Source organism: Roseateles sp. Mitsp63, from assembly GCF_059491535.1.
The window spans coordinates 4875952-4892323 of sequence record NZ_CP168509.1 but is presented as its reverse complement, the minus strand read 5'-3'; the positions used below and the strand labels follow the sequence as shown (position 1 = coordinate 4892323).

15 protein-coding genes are annotated in these 16372 nt (G+C 68.1%); 9 read left to right on the top strand and 6 right to left on the bottom strand.

Annotated features, from left to right (window positions below):
* Positions 1 to 10: 10 nt before the first annotated feature.
* A complete protein-coding gene (locus ACEN96_RS21170; protein ID WP_495585024.1) occupies positions 11 to 1225 on the bottom strand; it encodes a GNAT family N-acetyltransferase in 1215 nt (404 codons plus the stop codon).
* Positions 1226 to 1283: 58 nt separating this feature from the next.
* Between ACEN96_RS21170 and ACEN96_RS21165 the strand changes: the two genes are divergently transcribed.
* Together ACEN96_RS21165 and ACEN96_RS21160 are read left to right on the top strand one after the other, a co-directional pair.
* Entirely contained in the window at positions 1284 to 3371 is a 2088-nt protein-coding gene (locus ACEN96_RS21165; protein WP_495585023.1) for an NAD(+) synthase, read from the top strand.
* A gap of 121 nt (positions 3372 to 3492) precedes the next feature.
* Positions 3493 to 3831 (top strand): P-II family nitrogen regulator, encoded by a 339-nt coding sequence (locus tag ACEN96_RS21160; protein ID WP_343639592.1) that lies wholly within the window; start codon positions 3493 to 3495, stop codon positions 3829 to 3831.
* Between the two features lie 101 nt (positions 3832 to 3932).
* On the opposite strand, the gene ACEN96_RS21155 is transcribed toward ACEN96_RS21160, so the two are convergent.
* The 5 genes from ACEN96_RS21155 to ACEN96_RS21135 are packed head-to-tail and all read right to left on the bottom strand — an operon-like array spanning position 3933 to position 6869.
* Positions 3933 to 4310: a diacylglycerol kinase gene (locus tag ACEN96_RS21155; protein ID WP_495585022.1), complete on the bottom strand. Its 378-nt coding sequence runs from the start codon at positions 4308 to 4310 to the stop codon at positions 3933 to 3935.
* Positions 4311 to 4330: 20 nt separating this feature from the next.
* Positions 4331 to 4897, bottom strand: coding sequence for an RDD family protein (locus ACEN96_RS21150; RefSeq protein ID WP_495585021.1), 567 nt, complete (start codon positions 4895 to 4897; stop codon positions 4331 to 4333).
* 9 nt (positions 4898 to 4906) lie between these two features.
* Positions 4907 to 5779 carry a DUF3106 domain-containing protein gene (locus ACEN96_RS21145; protein WP_495585020.1) on the bottom strand — a complete coding sequence of 291 codons (873 nt, stop codon included), beginning with the start codon at positions 5777 to 5779 and terminating at the stop codon, positions 4907 to 4909.
* An 8-nt stretch (positions 5780 to 5787) separates the two neighbouring features.
* Entirely contained in the window at positions 5788 to 6306 is a 519-nt protein-coding gene (locus ACEN96_RS21140) for a DUF3619 family protein (RefSeq protein WP_495585019.1), read from the bottom strand.
* The gene (locus ACEN96_RS21135) at positions 6303 to 6869 is read right to left on the bottom strand and encodes an RNA polymerase sigma factor (protein ID WP_495585018.1); all 567 of its coding nucleotides are present in this window, start codon (positions 6867 to 6869) and stop codon (positions 6303 to 6305) included. The genes ACEN96_RS21140 and ACEN96_RS21135 overlap by 4 nt, the downstream gene beginning before the upstream one ends.
* Positions 6870 to 7132: 263 nt before the next feature.
* Here ACEN96_RS21135 and ACEN96_RS21130 point away from each other — a divergent pair, with 263 nt between their 5' ends.
* The 7 genes from ACEN96_RS21130 (at position 7133) to pbpG (ending at position 16331) form a co-directional block, all read left to right on the top strand.
* Positions 7133 to 8929: an acetolactate synthase 3 catalytic subunit gene (locus ACEN96_RS21130; protein WP_495585017.1), complete on the top strand. Its 1797-nt coding sequence runs from the start codon at positions 7133 to 7135 to the stop codon at positions 8927 to 8929.
* 175 nt (positions 8930 to 9104) lie between these two features.
* A complete protein-coding gene (gene ilvN / locus ACEN96_RS21125) occupies positions 9105 to 9596 on the top strand; it encodes an acetolactate synthase small subunit (RefSeq protein WP_495585016.1) in 492 nt (163 codons plus the stop codon).
* Between the two features lie 52 nt (positions 9597 to 9648).
* Positions 9649 to 10665: a ketol-acid reductoisomerase gene (gene ilvC / locus ACEN96_RS21120; protein WP_343639581.1), complete on the top strand. Its 1017-nt coding sequence runs from the start codon at positions 9649 to 9651 to the stop codon at positions 10663 to 10665.
* 81 nt (positions 10666 to 10746) lie between these two features.
* On the top strand, positions 10747 to 11595 hold the full coding sequence (pssA, locus tag ACEN96_RS21115) for a CDP-diacylglycerol--serine O-phosphatidyltransferase (RefSeq protein WP_495585015.1): 849 nt from the start codon (positions 10747 to 10749) through the stop codon (positions 11593 to 11595).
* A 255-nt stretch (positions 11596 to 11850) separates the two neighbouring features.
* On the top strand, positions 11851 to 13536 hold the full coding sequence (leuA, locus tag ACEN96_RS21110; protein ID WP_495585014.1) for a 2-isopropylmalate synthase: 1686 nt from the start codon (positions 11851 to 11853) through the stop codon (positions 13534 to 13536).
* A 57-nt stretch (positions 13537 to 13593) separates the two neighbouring features.
* Positions 13594 to 15135, top strand: a complete 1542-nt coding sequence (locus tag ACEN96_RS21105) for a 2-isopropylmalate synthase (RefSeq protein WP_495585013.1) — start codon at positions 13594 to 13596, stop codon at positions 15133 to 15135.
* 182 nt (positions 15136 to 15317) lie between these two features.
* Positions 15318 to 16331 (top strand): D-alanyl-D-alanine endopeptidase, encoded by a 1014-nt coding sequence (gene pbpG / locus ACEN96_RS21100; RefSeq protein WP_495588653.1) that lies wholly within the window; start codon positions 15318 to 15320, stop codon positions 16329 to 16331.
* Positions 16332 to 16372 lie beyond the last annotated feature (41 nt).

Genomic DNA, 16372 nt, shown 5'->3' with positions numbered 1-16372 from the left:
ATCAAGGATCTCAAGCGGGGCGTTCAAGCTCCGGGGCAGCCTTGAACGGCTGATGCCGTTCCAGTTCATCGATGTATTCCTCCATCGCCTCACCCTCGCGCTGCAGGAAATCGGCGACCGCCTCGCGGAACTGCGAGTGCGCGAGCCAGTGCGCCGAGTGCGTCGCCACCGGCATCAGCCCGCGCGCCATCTTGTGCTCGCCTTGCGCGCCGCCTTCGAAGCGGCGCCAGCCGTTCTCCAGGCACCAGGCCAGCGGCTGGTAATAGCAGGCGTCGAAGTGCAGGTTGGGGATGTAGCGCGTCGAGCCCCAGTAGCGCCCATACGCGGCACGCTGCGATTCATCGATCGCCACCAGCGACGCCGCGACGCGGTCCCCTTGCTCATCCCGCGCCACGAACATCAGCCAGTGCTCCGCCATGTCCGCGGCCATGCGCGCGAAGAAGTCTCGCGTCAGGTAGGGCTTGTTGCGGTGCGCGAGGTAGGTCCGCGTGTAGCACTCGTAGAAGAAGTCCCAGTCGCCGGGCGTGATCGCCCCGGCGCGCAGCGCCTCGAAGCGGACGCCCGCCTCGGCGACCTTGCGCTGCTCCTGCTGGATCTTCTTGCGCTTCTCGCGCTGCAGCGTCGCGAGGTAGTCGGCGAAGGATCTCGGCACCCCATCGCCGGTCCAGTGGAACTGCACCTGCTGGCGCGCCAGCCAGCCTTCGCCGGTCAGCGCGCGCTGGTCCCGCTCGTCGCCGAACAGCACATGCGCCGACGACAGCTCCGCCCGCGCCGCGAGCGCCTGCAGCGCCTTCACCAGCCATTGCCGCGCCGCCTCGTCACGCGCCAGCAGCCGGCTGCCCGGCACCGGCGTGAACGGCACCGCCACCAGCAGCTTGGGGTAGTACTCGAGCCCGTGGCGCTCGTAGGCGTCGGCCCACGCCCAGTCGAAGACGTACTCGCCGTAGGAGTGGCCCTTCAGATAGACCGGGCAGGCGGCGATCAGCGTGCCCTCGTCCCAGACGCTGATGAACTGCGCCTGCCAGCCCTTCTTCGCCACCGCCGAGCCCGAGGCCTGCATCGCCTCGAGATACTCGAGCTTCATGAACGGCGACGGCAGCGGCGAGGCCGCCAGCAGCGCGTTCCATTGATCGCGCGGCAGCGCGGCCGGATCGTCGTCGACGCGGATCAGCGGCTGTACGGCGTCCGCGGAGGACAGGGAGGGAGGCGAGGGCGGGGCGGTCATGCTCGGCAAATCTTAGGGGCAAGTTCAATGCCCTCGCTTTGGTGGCAGGATGCTCGCCATGCAAGCGTCAACGACCTCCTCGCCCGCCGCCGCGGGCCCGTCCTTCGACAACCTCTACACCCACGATTTCGCCCGCGTCGCCGTCGGCATCCCGCTGTGCCGGGTCGCCGATCCGGCCTTCAACGGCGAGCAGACCGCGCAGCTGCTGCGCGAGGCCGCCGCCGATGGCGCGGCGGTCGCCGCCTTCCCCGAGCTCGGCCTGGCGGCCTACACCAGCGACGACCTGTTCCATCAGCGCGCGCTGCTCGATGGCTGCGAAGCGGCGCTCGCGCATCTGCTGGGCGTGTCCAGGGACCTGCCGACCGTCGCGGTCGTCGGCCTGCCGCTGCGCATCGAGCACCGGCTCTTCAATTGCGCCGTGGTGTTCCAGCGCGGCCGGCTGCTCGCGGTCCTGCCCAAGAGCTATCTGCCCAACTACGGCGAGTTCTACGAAGTCCGCCAGTTCAACGCCGCCGACGAGGCGCTGAGCGACGAGATCGTCCTGCTCGGCCAGCGCGTGGCCTTCGGCACGCGCATCGTCGTCGCCGCCAGCGACCTGCCGCTGCTGCGCCTGCACGTCGAGATCTGCGAGGACGTGTGGACGCCGATCCCGCCGTCCTCCTACGCCGCGCTGGCCGGCGCGACGGTGCTGGTCAACCTGTCCGCCTCCAACATCACGGTCGGCAAGTCCGGCTACCGGCACCAGCTCGTCGGGCAGCAGTCGGCGCGCTGCCTCGCCGCCTATGTCTACACCTCGGCCGGCGCCGGCGAATCCAGCACCGACCTCGCCTGGGACGGCCAGGCCCTCGTCTACGAGAACGGCAGCTTCCTCGCCGAGAGCGAACGCTTCCAGCGCCGCTCGCAACTGGTCGCGGCCGATGTCGACCTGGAGCGGCTCTCGCGCGAACGCATGCGGCAGACCAGCTTCGGCGATTCGGTGCGGCATCACGCGCCACTGCTCAAGACCTTCCGAACGGTCGAGTTCGAATCGGGCCTGGATCGCGCCCAGCCGCTGCCGCTGCGCCGCCGCGTCGAGCGCTTCCCCTACGTGCCCTCCGACCGTCAGCGCCGCGACGAGCGCTGCAACGAGGTCTTCAACATCCAGGTCCAGGCGCTGGTGCAGCGGCTGGTGTCCAGCGGCATCCACAAGCTGGTGATCGGCATCTCGGGCGGACTGGATTCGACGCACGCGCTGCTGGTGGCCGCGCGCGCGATGGACCAGATGGGTTGGCCGCGGTCGAACATCCTGGGCGTCACGATGCCGGGCTTCGCCACCGGCACCCGCACGCGCGACCAGGCGCTGCGCCTGATGCGCGAGATCGGCTGCGAGGCCCGCGAGATCGACATCCGCCCGAGCTGCGAGCAGATGCTCAAGGACCTCGGCCATCCCTACGCCAATGGCGAGCCGGTCTACGACGTCACCTTCGAGAACGTCCAGGCCGGCGAGCGCACCAGCCACCTGTTCCGTCTGGCGAATCACACCGGCGCGCTGGTGCTGGGCACCGGTGACCTGAGCGAGCTCGCGCTGGGCTGGTGCACCTACGGCGTCGGCGACCACATGTCGCACTACAACGTGAACGCGTCCGTGCCCAAGACGCTGATCCAGTACCTGGTGCGCTGGGTCGCGGAGACCGAGCAGCTCGGCCATGCCGGCCGCGATGTGCTGCTCGACATCCTGGGCACCGAGATCAGCCCGGAGCTCGTGCCACAGGACGCGCGCGCCGACGGTTCGGGCCTGCAGAGCACCGAGGACAGGATCGGCCGCTACGAGCTGCAGGACTTCAATTTGTTCTACACGATCCGCCATGGCTACGCGCCGGCCAAGATCGCATTCCTCGCGCGCCATGCCTGGGGCGACAAGGCGCGCGGCGACTGGCCCGACGGCGAGCACGTGCGGCGCAACGACTACCCGCTGGCCGAGATCAAGCGGGTGCTGCGGATCTTCGTCAGCCGCTTCTTCCGCGGCAGCCAGTTCAAGCGCAGCTGCGTGCCCAATGGGCCCAAGGTCGGCAGCGGCGGGTCGCTGTCGCCGCGCGGCGACTGGCGCGCGCCCAGCGATTCGGAGCCGGCCGTGTGGCTCGCGGACCTGGACCGGATCCCGGATTGAACCCGCCGGCGCGGCCAGGCGCGCGATGACTCGCTTCTCCAATGGCGGGCGCCCCGGCCAGACGATCCGTGCTTAAATCACCGCCAGTCCCGCCTGTCATTTCCCTCTCCCGGAGCCCGCGATGAAACAGATCACCGCCATCATCAAACCGTTCAAGCTCGACGAAGTGCGCGAGTCGCTGGCCGAGGTCGGCGCCTCCGGTCTGACGGTCACCGAAGTGAAGGGCTTCGGCCGCCAGAAGGGCCACACCGAGCTGTACCGCGGCGCCGAGTACGTGGTCGACTTCCTGCCCAAGGTGAAGGTCGAGGTCGTGGTCAAGGACGACGAGGTCGACCGCTGCATCGACGCCATCCTCAAGGCCGCCAAGACCGGCAAGATCGGCGACGGCAAGATCTTCGTCACCGCCGTCGAGCAGGTCATCCGCATCCGCACCGGCGAACAGGACGAAGCCGCCGTCTGATCCTCGGACCGCCGCTTTCCAGCACTCGAGAAGCAGCAAGGGCGGGGCGCCGATCGGCGTCCCGCCCTTGTTCATTCAGCGCTGACCAGCGCTCGCGGCCGTCAGCGCAGGTGCTGCCAGATCGCCGCGGCCCAGACGCCGCCCGCCAGCAGCAGCGACAGCAGCACGGCGGCGCTGGCGATGTCCTTGGCGCGCTTGCTGAGGTCATGGATCTCGAAGGACACGCGGTCGACGACCGCCTCGACCGCGGAGTTCAGCAGCTCCACGATCAGCACCAGCAGCAGCGAGCCCAGCAGCAGCGCGACCTGCACCCAGTCCTTGCCGACCCAGAAGGCCAGCGGCGCACCGATGATGGTGAGCCAGGTCTCCTGGCGGAAGGCGCTCTCGCCGCGGTAGGCGGCGACCAGGCCGGCCCAGGAATAGCCGGCCGCGTGCAGGATGCGGTTCAGGCCGGTGCGGCCCTTGTGGGGGTTGCTCATCGTCGGGAAAAGGGGAGAGATCAGGAATCGCCGGCGGACAGGGCCGCCGCGGCGCGCGGCGGCGGACGCCGCGTCACCAGGCGCGTGCCGCAGAGCACGTCGTGCAGGAACTGGCGCCGCGGATGCAGCCGGGCCAGCAGCAGGTAGCCGGCGATGCCGGCGGCCATGGCGCCGAAGATCGCGCCGGTGCTGTGGTCCAGCCCCAGCAGGTGCACGCTGGCCAGCGCCGGCAGGAACCAGAGCCAGGACGCCAGGTAGCGCGCCGTGGCGCGCGCCTGGGTCAGCGGTCTGCCCTGGGTGTCGACGACGCGCAGATGCCAGGCGCGCATCGCCACGGTCTGGCCGCCGCGCGACCAGAACCAGATGAAATAGATGCCCAGCACCAGGAACAGGAAGGCCTGCAGGCCGTGCTGGCCGACCATCGCGTTGCGCTGCTGGGTGAGCGTCGAGTACAGCCAGCCGGCGATGAAGACGACGCCAAACAGCACGACGCCTTCATAAATGAAGGCGGCGAGGCGGCGCATCAGGCCCGGCGGGGCATCGTCGCCGGCGGCAGTGGCAGCAGTGGCACCAGGGGCGGAGGTCATCCGGCCAGTTTAGCGGCTGGCTCCGTCGCGGCGGGGGAGCAGCGTGTTCGGATCGAGCTTGGCGTCGCGCGGCGTGCGCAGCGGCCGGCCGGGGGCCGCGCTGGCGCCGGGCAGCGGCGGCTCGGCGCGCTGCGTCAGCAGCACGGTGGTCGCGCCGGGCAAGGCCTGGACGATCGTGGGGCTGGTCGCCGAGCTCAGCGGCGCGCGGCCGATCGGCGCATGGGCGCGGCCCGGGCGCGCCGGCGCCGAGCCTTCGAGGCCGGCGGCCGAGGCCTTCTCGGCTGCGCGTTCGGCCAGGCGCTGGCGCTTTTCGGCCGGCAGTGCCTGGTAGGCCTCCCACTTGGCGCGCAACTGGGATTCCTGTTCCGGCGTGCGCAGCTCGCTGGCGTGCTGGTAGCCGATGCGGGCGCGCTGGCGCTCGGCCGGCGACATCTGCGCCCATTCGGACATGCGTTCGCGCAGGCGCTGCTGGTGTTCGGCGGACAGGGAGGGGTAACGGGCGGCGATCTCCAGCCACTTGCCCTTGCGGGCGCCGTCGAGCTGATCCCATTCCTTCGCCAGTGGCGCCAGCGCCTCCTTCTGCGAGGCGCTCAACGACGCCCAGTTCTGGCCGACGACAAGCGCGCCGGGGCCGGTCGCCGGGCCGGCGTGGCGGATGGCCGAGGAGGCGCGCAGAGCGGGTGAGGCGGCGTCCGCGGACGCCGGCGGGTTGGCCGGGCCGGAGGCGGCCGTCTCCTGCGCGGACACGCTGGCCGCGCCGATGGCGAGCGCGCCGCAGGCAGCCGCCAGGCTCAGGCGGCGCGCCAGCAGGCGCCAGTCGCGAGGATCAGGGAAAACGCCAAGGCCGGGAAGAAGCGGAGAGAGGCGGAGGAGTCTGGCCACGCACCGCCTCACTGCGACGATTTCGCTTCGTCGGACTTCTCGCCCTCTTCGGCGCTGGCGGGGGTGTTGGCGTCGTTCCGGTCCTCGTTGAGGTACTCGCGGAAGCCCGGATCGCTGTAGGCCGCCGGCGGCAGCGGCTTGGAGAGCATCTCGGTGTCGAGCTCGGCCGCGCTGCGGATCTGTTCGTACCACTGGCTGTGCTGGATCAGCAGCAGGCCGCCCAGCAGCAGCGCCAGCGGCAGCAGCGCCGCGGCCTTGCGCCAGCGCGGCGTCTTCTCGCCGCCGCCCAGCGCCAGCGTGCCGCCGCCGACCTGGCGCGCGTCGGACGCCGTCTGCGCCGGCGCCGCGGCGCGCGCGGCCATCGCCTTGGCAAGCGCCTGCTCACGCGCGAAGCGCAGCCGTTCCTGGATGTCGCCGGACAGGGTCTCGCTCTGCTCGGTCAGGCCGGCAGCCACCCGCAGCCCGAAACGGGTCACGCGCGCTTCAGCCTCCAGCGGCAGCGGCGTTCCTGGCGTGTTCTTCTTCATAGCGAGATTCCCTTGGCTTTCAGCGTTTTGGCCAGCGCATGCACGGCGCGGGAGCAGTGTGTCTTCACGCTGCCCTCGGAGCAACCCATGACCGCGGCCGTCTCCGCGACGTCGAGTTCCTCCCAGTAACGCAGCAGGAAGGCTTCCCGTTGACGCGCCGGCAGGGCGGCCACTTCCTGTTCGATCGCGCCCAGCACCTGAACGCGCGACACCTCGTCCGCGGCCGACAGCGCCCCCATCGAGCCTTCCTGGGTCTCCAGCGATTCCAGCAGGTCGAAGTCGTCCCCGGGATCGCTCCCCTCGAAGTCCGACAGGTTGCTGAAGACCGCGTTGCGCACCTTCTGGCGGCGGAACCAGTCCATCGTCGCGTTCGACAGGATGCGCTGGAACAGCATCGGCAGCTCGGCCGCCGGGCGGTCGAAGTACTTCTCGGCCAGGCGGATCATGGCGTCCTGGACGATGTCCAGTGCGGCGTCCTCGTCTCGCACCATGTAGACCGTGCGCTTGAAGGCGCGGCGATCGACGGATTTGAGAAAGTCGTTGAGTTCTTTGTCTGTGGCCAAGGGCTGGCGCCGTCGGAGGGCGTGGAGGCAGGCAAAACGGCGCGGATTATGGCACCCGCACTACAAATAGCCATTGCCTCGCGGGCCGCTTGCGGGTTTGTGTGCATAATCAGCCCCCTCGCACACCGCAGTTTTTAAGTCTCAAGTAGGCCGCCCAACCGGGGCGCCCCTGTTTTTGACGCGACGTTTCAAGTCCGCCTCACAAGGGCGAGAGGAGAAGCACCGATGGTTTTTCGTCAGAGAAATTCTCAGAGGTTCGACATATGGACATGTCTGCCGCGGACATCAAACGTGCAGCGATCACGGAAGCTCGCTCACAACCGCACCCCCATTCCGTCAGTTCCGGACAGGAACTGAATGGCTCCGAAATCCTGGTTCAGAGTCTTCAGGCCGAAGGCGTGAAGTTCCTCTGGGGCTATCCAGGCGGTGCCGTCCTCTACATCTACGACGCGCTCTACAAGCAGGACGCCATCCAGCACGTGCTGGTGCGCCATGAGCAGGCCGCCGTGCACGCCGCCGACGGCTATGCCCGGGCGACCGGCGAAGTCGGCGTCGCGCTGGTGACCTCCGGTCCCGGCGTCACGAATGCCATCACCGGCATCGCGACGGCGTACATGGACTCGATCCCGATGGTGATCATCACCGGTCAGGTCCCGACGCCCGCCATCGGCCTGGACGCCTTCCAGGAGTGCGACACCGTCGGCATCACCCGCCCGATCGTCAAGCACAACTTCCTGGTCAAGGACGTGCGCGACCTGGCGACCACGCTGAAGAAGGCCTTCCACATCGCGCGCACGGGCCGTCCCGGCCCGGTGGTGGTGGACATCCCCAAGGACGTCTCGCTCAATCGCACGCCGTTCCACTACCCGGAGCGCGTCGAGATGCGCTCCTACAACCCGGTGAAGAAGGGCCACAGCGGCCAGATCCGCAAGGCGGTCCAGCTGCTGATGGGCGCCAAGCGTCCCTACATCTACACCGGCGGCGGCGTGATCCTGGGCGAGGCCACGGCCGAGCTGCGCCAGCTGGTCGAGCTGCTGGGCTATCCCTGCACCAACACGCTGATGGGCCTGGGCGCGATGCCCGGCACCGATCCGCGCTTCCTCGGCATGCTGGGCATGCACGGCACCTACGAGGCCAACATGACGATGCAGCACTGCGACGTGCTGCTCGCCGTGGGCGCGCGCTTCGACGACCGCGTGATCGGCAACCCGAAGCACTTCTCGTCGGTCGACCGCAAGATCATCCACATCGACATCGATCCCTCGTCGATCTCCAAGCGCGTGCGCGTGGACATCCCGATCGTGGGCGACGTCAAGGACGTGCTGCAGGAGCTGATCGCCCAGATCAAGGAGGCGCAGGCGCGCCCGGACAGCGAGTCCATCAACGCCTGGTGGAGCCAGATCAACGACTGGCGCAAGCGCGACTGCCTGGCCTACAAGCACTCGACCGAGGTCATCAAGCCGCAGTACGTCGTCGAGACGCTGTGGAACATGACCCGCGGCCGCGACACCTATGTCACCTCCGACGTCGGCCAGCACCAGATGTGGGCCGCGCAGTTCTACCGCTTCGACGAGCCGCGCCGCTGGATCAACTCCGGCGGTCTGGGCACGATGGGCGTGGGCCTGCCGTACGCGATGGGCATCAAGCTCGCCAAGCCGGAGTCGGACGTCTTCTGCATCACCGGCGAAGGCAGCATCCAGATGAACATCCAGGAGCTGTCCACCTGCCAGCAGTACAAGACGCCGGTCAAGATCGTGTCGCTGAACAACCGCTACCTGGGCATGGTGCGGCAGTGGCAGGAGCTGGACTACGGCAAGCGCTACTCGCACAGCTACATGGATGCGCTGCCCGACTTCGTCAAGCTGGCCGAGTCCTATGGACATGTCGGCCTGCTGGTGGAGAAGCCCTCGGACGTGGAGCCCGCGCTGCGCGAGGCGATGCGCCTGAAGGACCGCACGGTCTTCCTGGACGTGCGCACCGACCCGACCGAGAACGTCTGGCCCATGGTCCAGGCGGGCAAGGGCATTTCGGAAATGCTGCTGGGGTCCGAGGACCTCTGAGGCCGCTGACGGCTCGAAGCCGTCCGGCGCGGCGCGCGTTACCGCGCGCGTCGCGACCGGCGGCGCAGGGTCCGAGGCGCTCGGAGCGATCCGGCCCATTCCCTAGATCGAAGAGCGTGGCCAAGGGCCGTCCGGTTACCGCCGGCGGTCTGAAGAGCGCGAAGGACGAGATTCCATGAAACACATCATTGCTTTGCTCATCGAGAACGAGCCGGGCGCGCTGTCGCGCGTCGTCGCGCTGTTCTCCGCCCGGGGCTACAACATCGAGAGCCTGACCGTGGCACCGACCGAGGACCCCTCGCTGTCGCGCATGACCATCGTCACCAGCGGCAGCGACGACGTGATCGAGCAGATCACCAAGCACCTGAACCGGCTGATCGAGGTCGTCAAGGTCGTCGACCTGACCGAGGGCCGCTACATCGAGCGCGAGCTCATGCTGATCAAGGTGCGCGCCGTCGGCAAGGAGCGCGAGGAGCTCAAGCGCACCGCCGACATCTTCCGCGGCCATGTCATCGACGTCACCGAGAAGACCTACACCATCGAGCTGACCGGCGACGCCGGCAAGCTCGACGCCTTCATCGACGCGATCGACCGCGGCGCCATCCTCGAGACGGTGCGCACCGGCACCAGCGGCATCGGCCGCGGCGAACGCATCCTGCGCGTCTGACGACGCGCGCCACTGAACCACCCCCGTACTGATTTCCCCCGGAGAGACCACCATGAACGTGTACTACGACAAGGACGCCGACCTCAGCCTGATCAAGGGCAAGAACGTCACCATCATCGGCTACGGCTCGCAAGGCCATGCCCATGCCCAGAACCTGAACGACAGCGGCGTGAAGGTCACCGTGGGTCTGCGCCGCGGCGGCGCGTCCTGGGCCAAGGCCGAAGGCGCCGGCCTGAAGGTCGCGGAGATCGCCGAGGCGGTCAAGTCCGCCGACGTGGTCATGATCCTGCTGCCCGACGAGCAGATCGCCGACGTCTACAAGAAGGAAGTCGAGCCCAACATCAAGGCGGGCGCCTCGCTGGCCTTCGCGCACGGCTTCAACGTGCACTACGGCCAGGTGCAGCCGCGCGAGGACCTGGACGTGTGGATGGTCGCCCCGAAGGCCCCGGGCCACACGGTGCGCAACACCTACCGCCAGGGCGGCGGCGTGCCCCACCTGATCGCCGTCTACCAGGACAAGACCGGCAAGGCGCGCGACCTGGCGCTGAGCTACGCGTCGGCCAACGGCGGCGGCAAGGCCGGCATCATCCAGACCTCGTTCCGCGAGGAGACCGAGACCGACCTGTTCGGCGAACAGGCCGTGCTGTGCGGCGGCGCCGTCGAGCTGATCAAGGCCGGCTTCGAGACGCTGACCGAAGCCGGTTACGCGCCCGAGATGGCCTACTTCGAATGCCTGCACGAGCTCAAGCTGATCGTCGACCTGATCTATGAAGGCGGCATCGGCAACATGAACTACTCGATCTCCAACAACGCGGAGTACGGCGAGTACGTGACCGGCCCGCGCGTCGTCACCGAGGCGACCAAGGACGCGATGCGCCAGTGCCTGAAGGACATCCAGACCGGCGAGTACGCCAAGTCCTTCATCCTGGAGAACAAGGCCGGCGCCCCGACGCTGATCAGCCGCCGCCGCCTGACCGCCGAGCACCCGATCGAGCAGGTCGGCGAACAGCTGCGCGCGATGATGCCCTGGATCAAGGCCAACAAGCTGGTCGACAAGTCCAAGAACTGATCGCCTGATCGCCCCTTCGCAAGGCCGCGCGGATCGCCCGCGCGGCCTTTCTCGTTGGTGGCGCTGGTATCCTTCCGGCCCATGAATTCGACCCAGAACAAGAACGTGGACCTGCTCGACGAGGACGAGCCCGACGTCCTCGACGCCCCGCAGCGCCCGCGCCACAAGGGCATCTACCTGCTGCCCAACCTGTTCACCCTGGCCGCGCTGTTCAGCGGCTTCTATGCCGTGGTGATGGGCATCGGCGGGCGCTTCGAGCAGTCCGTCTACGGCATCTTCGCGGCCATGGTGCTCGACAGCCTGGACGGCCGCGTCGCGCGCATGACCAACACGCAGAGCACCTTCGGCGAGCAGATGGACTCGCTGTCCGACATGGTCTCCTTCGGCGCGGCGCCGGCGCTGATCATGTACTCCTGGGCGCTGCAGGGCCTGGGCAAGTGGGGCTGGTTCGCCGCCTTCGTCTACATCGCCGGCGCGGCGCTGCGGCTGGCGCGCTTCAACACCAACATCGCCGTCGTGGATCGCCGCTTCTTCCAGGGCGTGCCCAGTCCGGCCGCGGCCGCGCTGGTGATGAGCCTGATCTGGGCGCTGGACAGCGCCGGCTACAAGGACATCCACCGCGATCCGGCGCTGGCTTGGCTGGCCTTCGGCTTCACGCTCTACGCGGGCCTCACGATGGTGACCAACGCGCCGTTCTACAGCTTCAAGGACATCACCTTCAAGCGCTCGGTGCCCTTCATCGTGCTGGTGGTGATCATGCTGGCGATCGCCGCGATCAACATCGATCCGCCGCGTGTGCTGTTCGGCGTGTTCTGCGTCTATGGCATCTCGGGCTACATCGTCTATGCGGTCCGGCGCGCCAAGGGCAAGCCGGCGAGCGTGATCGCGATGTCGACCGACGAGCCCGATGAAGCGGGCCTTCACCGATAGCGAATGCTTGAAGCGCGGCGCGCGGCCCACTGTCGTTGACGATCGCGGCGCCGCGCCCCTATATTCGACCCCCATGACGTTTCTGACCGCCACCGCGCTGCTACTACCAGGCGACCTTCGGGTTCGCTGATTTGCGCACGTCCGTCAGTCTCACGACGTTCATCCAGATCCAACGGCCCGATTGCAACTCGCAGCGGGCCGTTTTTCCATTTGGAGTCTGCGAGTTGCGCCCCTGAACCCACCAGGAACGCTCTCATGCTCAAGCAACCGCAGACCAAGTACCGCGCCTTCGCTCCCATCGCCCTTCCGGACCGCCGCTGGCCCGACGCGCAGATCACGAAGGCGCCGCTGTGGCTGAGCACCGACCTGCGCGACGGCAACCAGGCCCTGATCGAGCCGATGGATGCCGAGCGCAAGCTGCGCATGTTCCAGATGCTGGTGAAGATCGGCTTCAAGGAGATCGAGGTCGGTTTCCCCTCGGCCTCGCAGACGGACTTCGATTTCGTCCGCCTGCTGATCGAGGACGGCCACATCCCCGATGACGTGACGATCCAGGTCCTGACGCAGGCGCGCCAGCCCCTGATCGAGCGCACCTTCGAATCGCTGGTGGGCGTGCCGCGCGCGGTCGTCCATCTCTACAACGCGGTCGCGCCGGTGATGCGCCGCGTCGTGCTGAACATGAGCGAGGACGAGATCGTCGACCTGGCCGTGACGCACACGGCGCTGATCCGCGAGCTGGCCGCGAAGCAGCCCGGGACGGACTTCCGCTTCGAGTACTCGCCGGAGATGTTCTCCGGCACCGAGCTGGCCTTCTCCAAGCGCGTCGTCGACGCGGTGACCGCGGCCTGGGGCCCGACGCCCGAGCGCAAGATCATCATCAACCTGCCGACCACGGTCGAGCATTCGACGCCCAACATCTACGCCGACATGATCGAGTGGATGGGCCGGAACATCGAGCGCCGCGACAGCGTGATCCTGTCGGTCCATCCGCACAACGACCGCGGCACCGGCACGGCCGCCGCCGAGCTGGCATTGATGGCCGGCGCCGACCGCGTCGAGGGCTGCCTGTTCGGCAATGGCGAGCGCACCGGCAACCTGGACCTGGTCAACGTCGCGCTCAACCTGTACACGCAGGGGGTGCATCCGGAGCTCGACTTCTCCGACATCGACGAGATCCGCCGCTGCGTCGAGCACTGCAACCAGATCCCCGTCCATCCGCGCCACCCGTACGTGGGCGAGCTGGTCTACACCTCGTTCTCGGGCTCGCACCAGGACGCGATCAAGAAGGCCTTCGCCGCCCGCAAGGACAGCGACATCTGGGAGATCCCCTATCTTCCGATCGACCCCAAGGACCTGGGCCGCAGCTACGAGGCGGTGATCCGCGTCAACAGCCAGTCGGGCAAGGGCGGCATCTCCTACCTGCTCGAGGCCGAGTACGGCGTGGAGCTGCCGCGCCGCCTGCAGATCGAGTTCAGCCAGATCGTCCAGGGCGTGATGGACACGAACGGCAAGGAGCTCGGCGCGGCCGACATCTGGCAGATCTTCGACCGCGAGTACGGCGTGAAGCAGGCGCCGACGCTGCATCCGCAGATCGACACCGCCGAGGACGGCCAGACCCGCGTCCAGGCGCAGGCCGACCTGTGCGTGCGGATGGTGAAGATCGACGGCCAGGGCAAGGGCCCGATCGATGCCTTCGTCGAGGGCCTGAACAAGCTGCTCAAGACCCAGGTCCGCGTGCTCGATTACCACGAGCACGCGCTGGGCAGCGGCGCCGACGCCCAGGCCGTGGCCTACCTGGAGCTGCGCGTGGGCGAGGCGACGCTGTTCGGCGTCGGCATGGACGGCAACATCGCCTCGGCCTCGCTGAAGGCGATCGTGTCCGGCCTGCGCCGCGCGGCGCAACGCGGCCTGCTCAAGCTCGCCGACCGCGTCGCCGCCTGATCCGCGGCCTAAGATCGCCCCTCATCCCCAAGGCCCGCCACCGCGAGGAAGCCCTTCATGTCCGACCAGCTGATCATCTTCGACACCACCCTGCGCGACGGTGAGCAATCGCCCGGCGCGTCCATGACCAAGGACGAGAAGCTGCGCATCGCGCGGCAGCTGGAGCGCTTGAAGGTGGACGTGATCGAGGCCGGCTTCGCGGCGGCGAGCCACGGCGACTTCGAGGCGGTGAGGGCGATCGCCGACACGATCCGCGACAGCACGGTGTGCTCGCTGGCGCGCGCCAACGACCGCGACATCGCGCGCGCCGCCGAGGCGCTGAAGGGCGCGGCGCGCTCGCGCATCCACACCTTCATCGCCACCAGCGAGCTCCACATGGAGAAGAAGCTGCGCATGACCCGCGAGCAGGTGCTGGAGCAGGCGATCCAGGCGGTGCGCTTCGCCCGCAACCTGACCGGCGACATCGAGTTCTCCCCGGAGGACGGCTACCGCTCCGATCCGGAGTTCCTGGCCCGCGTCGTCGAGGCGGTGATCCGCGAGGGCGCGCGCACGATCAACATCCCCGACACCGTCGGCTACGCGATCCCCGAGCTCTATGGCGAGTTCATCCGCACGCTGCGCGAGCGGGTGCCCAACTCCGACCAGGCGATCTGGAGCGTGCACTGCCACAACGACCTGGGCATGGCGGTGGCGAACTCGCTGGCGGGCGTCAAGATCGGCGGCGCGCGGCAGGTCGAGTGCACCATCAACGGCCTGGGCGAGCGCGCCGGGAACTGCTCGCTGGAAGAGGTCGTCATGGCGGTGAAGACGCGCCGCGACTATTTCGGACTCGAGGTCCGCGTCGATCCGTCGCAGATCGTGCCGGCGTCGAAGATGGTGTCGCAGACGACCGGCTTCGTCGTGCAGCCCAACAAGGCGGTGGTGGGCGCCAACGCGTTCGCGCATGCGTCCGGCATCCACCAGGACGGCGTGCTCAAGGCGCGCGACACCTACGAGATCATGCGCGCCGAGGACGTCGGCTGGAGCGCCAACAAGATCGTGCTGGGCAAGCTGTCGGGACGCAACGCCTTCAAGCAGCGGCTGCAGGAACTGGGCATCCCGCTGGAGTCGGAGGCCGAGATCAACGCCGCCTTCGTCCGCTTCAAGGACCTGGCGGACCGCAAGTCGGAGATCTTCGACGAGGACATCATCGCGCTGGTGATGGACGAGTCGGTGACGCAGGTCCATGAGCACTACCGGCTGGTCGCGCTGGCGCAGCGCTCCGAGACCGGCGAGCGCCCGCAGGCGCAGGTGGTGTTCGCCGAGGGCGAGGTCGAGCACCGCACCGAGAGCGACGGCAACGGTCCGGTGGACGCGGTGCTCAAGGCGATCGAGAGCAAGGTCCAAAGTGGGGCCGAAATGCTGCTGTATTCGGTCAGCGCGATCACCGGCGGCAGCACAGAATCGCAAGGCGAAGTGACGGTGCGCTTGCAGCATGCCGGTCGCGTGGTGAACGGCGTGGGGGCAGACCCGGATATCGTCGTCGCCTCGGCCAAAGCATATTTGAGCGCTCTGAACAAGTTGCAGAGCAAAACGGAGCGGGTCGCCGCCCAAGGTTGACAGGACAACACGCGCAGGCCCCCGGGCCGCGTCGGATGGCACGGATTCAGGCACTTTAAGAGCCTGCGTTAAGTCATTGATCTTGCCGGTCTTTCAGCGATCCCCTAAACTCGCGCCCACATCTGGGGACTGGATTGAAGACCATTGCGACATTGCTGTCTGGTGCCGCGCTCAGCGGCGTCATGTTGCTGACGGGTTTGACCGCCAGTCTCGCGCCGGTTCAAACGGCGCAGGCGGCCACCACCACGTCGTCCTCCAAAGCCAAGGCGAAGAGCGTGCGCAAGGCCAAGCCGGCCCCGCGTTCTCCGCGCAAGGTGGCCGCCCGCGCGGCGGCCCCGATCCGGGAAGTCGTGCCCGCCAAACCGTCCTTCGGGACGATGTACGGCCTGCACGACACGGAAGACCCCCTCGACCTCAAGTCCAGCGTCGCCTACGTGGTCGACCAGGACACCAACGAGGTGCTGTTCTCGAAGAACCCATCGGCCGTGCTGCCGATCGCGTCCATCACCAAGCTGATGACGGCGCTGCTGGTCGTCGAGGCCAACCAGTCGCTCGACGAGAAGCTCGAGATCACCGACGAGGACAAGGACACCGAGAAATTCACCGGCTCGCGCCTGACGGTCGGCACCACGCTGACCCGCGGCGAGCTGCTGCACCTGGCGCTGATGTCCTCGGAGAACCGTGCGGCGCATGCGCTCGGGCGCAACTATCCGGGCGGCCTGGAAGCCTTCGTCGGCGCGATGAACGCCAAGGCGCGGCTGCTGGGCATGATGGACACCCATTACGTCGAGCCCACCGGCCTGTCGAGCCGCAACCAGTCCAGCGCCGCCGACCTGGCCAAGCTGGTCAAGGTGGCCCATGCCTTCCCGCTGCTGCGCGAGTTGTCGACCTCGCCCGAATACACGGTGGCGCTGGGCCGCCGGCAGGTGCGCTTCGGCACCACCAACGGTCTGGTCCGCCAGGGCGACTGGGACATCGGGCTGCAGAAGACCGGTTTCATCAACGAGGCCGGCCAGTGCCTGGTGATGCAGGCGCAGCTCGCCGGACGCAAGCTGATCATGGTGTTCCTGGATTCGGCCGGGAAGTACTCGCGGATCGGTGACGCGGAACGCGTCCGCAAGTGGCTGACCGGCGCGGCATCGCCGCTGGCGGCGGCCACGGCCACGGCGGTCACGCCGGTGATCTCGGCGAAGTAAGCCGGCCAGCCGTCGAGGCTGAAAGCAGAAGCGGGCCCTGA